Raw genomic sequence first — 3,396 nt, 5'->3', positions numbered from 1 at the left:
GGAGCACGCGGGCCCGCTGCTGCTGCGCCTCGACGCGGCCCGCGCCGAGGTCGTGCGCATGGCGAGCGCCCCCGAGCACGGTCTGACGCTGGCCGCCACACCGACCGCGCTGACCCGGCGTACGGCCGAAGCGCTGCCCCCGGCGGGCGTCACCCTCTCCGTGCTGGCCCGCGACGAGATCCCCGCGGCCGTCGCGACCGGCGCCGTCGACCTCGGCCTCGTCGACGGCCTCGCCGCGCCGAACGACCCGCTGCGCCTGCCCGACGTGGCGCCCCTCACCGCGCGGGGCACCGGCCAGGAGCCCGTCGCCGTCCTGCTCCCCGAAGGCCACCCGCTGGCCCGCCGCACCGGACTGCGCCTCGGCGATCTCGTGCACGCCCGCTGGATCGACGCCCCCGGCGCCGGCCTGCCGCTGGCCCAACTCCGCGCCGCGAACGGCACATCGGGGTTCCGGCCCGCGCTGCGCTACGACGGCACGGACCTGCGTACCCTCACCGCGCTCGCCGCCGCGGGCCACGGCCTGACCCTGCTGCCGCGTTCGGCCGCCGCCGGGGCGCCGGGCACGGTCGCCGTGCCGCTGACCGCGCCCCGCGTCGTCCACCGCACGGAGCTGCTGTACGCGGGCACCCTGCGCGGGCCCGCCGCGGCGCTGGCGGCACACCTGGACGTCAGAGCCTGTGTCATAACCCCGGCCGGGTGGGCGCCGCCTGGCACGCACGCTCGCCGCGTTGCCGAAACGCCCTAGTAGCTCCGCTACGAGGCCGTTCCGGCGCCTTGCGATCGCACGCACCAGACGACGCCCACTGTTCCGACCGGGGTTATGACACACGCTCTCACCCGTTCGTGAGGCATCGCCGCAGGGGAGTGCCGGGTAGGGCTGTGGCCGGAGGCGAGCCATGGAACAGACCGCGTTGCGTCCCAAGCCGATGCCAGGCCGGAGCCGGAGCCGGAGCTGGAACCGGAGCCCCGGCCACAGCCCGGGCGACCACCTTGAGAAGGACCGTCGGCCATATGCCGTGCGGCGCCGAGGCAGGCGCCTGCCGGCCGTGCTCTCCGGGCTGCTCCTCGCGGTGCTCCTGGTCCTTGCGGGCATCGGCATCGGCGTCGGTGCCGTGGGCGCCGCCGTCATCGACGTGGGCGGACTCGCCGGGACACAGAAGGCGGCGCCCACGACAGGCGCGCCCCGGCCGGCCGCCGGGGGCCGTGAGTCCGAGGCGCCGAAGCCGGGAGCGCCGGAGCCAGGAGCGCCGAAGCCAGAAGCGCCCGAGCCGGGCACGCCGAAGCCCGCGCCGCCCAAGCCGGGGCCGCCCAAGCCAGGGCCGCCGAAGCCGGGGCCGCCCAAGTCCGCGCCGCCCGACTCCGCGCCCGCCGGGCCCGCTTCCGCGAAGCCCGCCGCCAGGACCTCCACCCTCGGTGTCGAGGCCGTGGACGCCCCCGGCGGCGCGGGCGCCCTGCTCGTCGGCGTGCACATCCCGGGCCCCGGCCACACCGCGGGCCTGGTGCACGGCGACACCCTGCTCGCGTTCGGCGGGACCCGCGTAGGCTCGGCGGCCGCCCTGGCGTCGGCGGTCGCCGAGGCGCCCCCGGGCACGCGGATGACGCTGACGGTCCGCCACAAGAACGGCACCCGCCAGACGCTCGCGGTGAAGCCGGGCATCGTGACCTGACCCCTGACCCCTGACCGCAGGCGTCAGCTGAAGTCCGTGCGGGGCCCGCTGCGCGGCTCGCGCCCCGGGTAGTACGCGAGGACGTCGTACGGATACGGCAGCGGCCGCGCGCTCGCCGACGTCAGCCGCTCCTGCTGCTCGGACGTCAACTCCCACTCCACGCAGCCGAGATTGTCCGTCAGCTGCTCCACCGACCGCGCCCCCACGATCGGCGCGGTCACCCCGGGCCGCTGAAGGAGCCACCGCAGGGCCACCTGGGACGGCGTGCGGCCGGTTTCGTCGGCGACCTCCAGGAGCACGTCGACGACCCGCCACGTCTCCTCCGTGTTCCGCTCCCGCCAGGCGCCCGAACCCCGCGCGCCCTCCGGAGGCGCGGCCATGGAACGCCGGAACTTGCCCGAGAGCCAGCCGCCCTGCAAGGGGCTGTACGGAATGACGCCCACGCCCTCCGCCGCGCTGAGCGGCAGCAGCTCCCACTCGCTCTCGCGCGCCAGGAGGTTGTAGAGCGGCTGGAGACAGGAGTACGGCTCCCAGCCGCGGGCCCGCGCCACGTCAAGGGCCTTCTGCAACTGGGCGGGGGAGTGGTTGCTCGCCCCGAGATAGCGCACCTTGCCCGCCGTCACGAGGGTGTCCAGCGTGGACAGGGTCTCCTCGATCGGCGTCGTCGCGTCCCATACGTGGGTCTGGTACAGGTCGATGTATTCGGTGCCGAGGCGGCGCAGGCTCGCGTCGACGGCCGACAGGATGTGCTTGCGGCTCAGACCGCCCGCGTTCGGGGCGTCGCCCATCGAGCTGAACACCTTCGTGGCGATGACGAGTTCGTCCCTGCGGCGGCCCTTCAGCCAGCGGCCAAGGACCTCTTCCGACACGCCGCGCCCGTACATGTCGGCCGTGTCGATGAACGTGCCGCCCGCCTCGGTGAACGTGTCCAGCATGCGGTGGGACGTCGTCTCGTCCGCGCCGCTGCCGAACATCATCGCGCCGAAGCACAGCTCGCTGACGCGCAGCCCGGTACGGCCGAGGAATCGCTGCTTCATGGCCTGCCCTCCCCTGAGTAGGCCCCCAAGATAGGCGCTTGGCCCGACAGGGAAGGAAGGCGCTTACGCGGGGCCCAGGACGGCACACGACTCGGCGGGCAGCCGCAGCAGGCCGTCCGCGCCCGGCGGCTCGACCGGCTCCCAGGCGGCGAGCACGCGCGCGTGGTTGTGCCCCAGCGGGACGGCGGCGGCCTCCTCGGCGAGGTTCACGGCGATCTTCAGGTCCCCGCGCCGGAACGCGAACCAGCGTGCCCGTTCGTCGAAGGCGACCCGCACCGCCGCCAGGTCGGGGTCCATCAGGTCGGCGCGGGTGCGCCGCAGGGAGATCAGCTCGCGGTGCCAGGCGAGCACGCGCGCGTGGTGGCCGGTCTCCGGCTGCGACCAGTCGAGGCAGGACCGCTCGCGGGTGGCCGGGTCCTGCGGATCGGGAATGTCCTCCTCCGCCCAGCCGTGGGCGGCGAACTCGCGCCGCCTGCCCCGGCGCACGGCCTCGGCCAGCTCGGGGTCGGTGTGGTCGGTGAAGAACTGCCAGGGCGTCGTCGCCCCCCACTCCTCGCCCATGAAGAGCATCGGTGTGAAGGGGCCCATGAGCGTCAGCGCGGCCGCGCAGGCCAGCAGGCCGGGGGAGAGGGAGGCGGAGAGCCGGTCACCCTGCGCGCGGTTGCCGATCTGGTCGTGGGTCTGCGCGTAGC

Annotated in this window: 4 protein-coding genes; 2 read left to right on the top strand and 2 right to left on the bottom strand. The window is 75.1% G+C overall.

What is annotated here, in order from left to right:
• Together GKQ77_RS30220 and GKQ77_RS30215 are read left to right on the top strand one after the other, a co-directional pair.
• Positions 1–745, top strand: a 745-nt coding sequence (locus tag GKQ77_RS30220) for a LysR family transcriptional regulator substrate-binding protein (RefSeq protein WP_219692306.1), incomplete at its 5' end; no start/stop codon positions are given.
• A gap of 271 nt (positions 746–1,016) precedes the next feature.
• Positions 1,017–1,667 carry a PDZ domain-containing protein gene (locus GKQ77_RS30215; RefSeq protein ID WP_308117827.1) on the top strand — a complete coding sequence of 217 codons (651 nt, stop codon included), beginning with the start codon at positions 1,017–1,019 and terminating at the stop codon, positions 1,665–1,667.
• A gap of 23 nt (positions 1,668–1,690) precedes the next feature.
• Here the strand turns inward: GKQ77_RS30215 and GKQ77_RS30210 are convergent, their stop codons facing one another.
• On the bottom strand, positions 1,691–2,704 hold the full coding sequence (locus tag GKQ77_RS30210) for an aldo/keto reductase (RefSeq protein ID WP_219692304.1): 1,014 nt from the start codon (positions 2,702–2,704) through the stop codon (positions 1,691–1,693).
• Positions 2,705–2,767: 63 nt separating this feature from the next.
• Positions 2,768–3,396: DUF3459 domain-containing protein (locus tag GKQ77_RS30205; RefSeq protein ID WP_219692303.1), on the bottom strand; the 629-nt coding region annotated here is incomplete at its 5' end.

It is taken from the genome of Streptomyces anatolicus (assembly GCF_019400875.1).
Taxonomy (GTDB): domain Bacteria; phylum Actinomycetota; class Actinomycetes; order Streptomycetales; family Streptomycetaceae; genus Streptomyces; species Streptomyces anatolicus.
The sequence above is the reverse complement of the archived record's forward strand: the minus strand, read 5'-3'. Positions and strand labels throughout refer to the sequence as shown.

Excerpts from the sequence above, each read along its gene's own strand:
- GKQ77_RS30210 (WP_219692304.1), bottom strand. The coding sequence starts at position 2,704 with ATGAAGCAGCGATTCCTCGGCCGTACCGGGCTGCGCGTCAGCGAGCTG.